Source organism: Marinobacter iranensis (assembly GCF_029207565.1).
Classification (GTDB): Bacteria; Pseudomonadota; Gammaproteobacteria; order Pseudomonadales; family Oleiphilaceae; genus Marinobacter; species Marinobacter iranensis.
The window spans coordinates 1-277 of the sequence record NZ_JANCMW010000106.1 but is presented as its reverse complement, the minus strand read 5'-3'; the positions used below and the strand labels follow the sequence as shown (position 1 = coordinate 277).

Sequence of the window (277 nt, the reverse complement as noted above, 5' to 3'; positions counted from 1 at the left end):
CATTAGGTTGCGAACTTTCGCAGTGTTCGGCCGTATATCAGCATATATGATTACATATTATCGAATATATGGCATATTCCGCCAATGAAGCTCGATCGTATCGACCGCCGCATTCTGATGGCCTTGCAACGTAACGGGCGCCTGACGAACGTGGAGCTGGCGCAGGAAGTCGGGCTGTCGCCATCGCCCTGTCTGCGGCGGGTACGGCTGCTGGAGGAATCCGGCATCATCGAACGCTATGTCGCGTTGCTCGACGCGGAGCGGATCGGCTTCGGCA

At 56.3% G+C, this 277-nt stretch carries 1 protein-coding gene; it reads left to right on the top strand.

Going from position 1 to position 277, the window contains the following annotated elements:
* Positions 1–84: 84 nt before the first annotated feature.
* On the top strand, positions 85–277 hold a 193-nt coding region (locus NLU14_RS21630), incomplete at its 3' end, for an Lrp/AsnC family transcriptional regulator (RefSeq protein ID WP_275710503.1).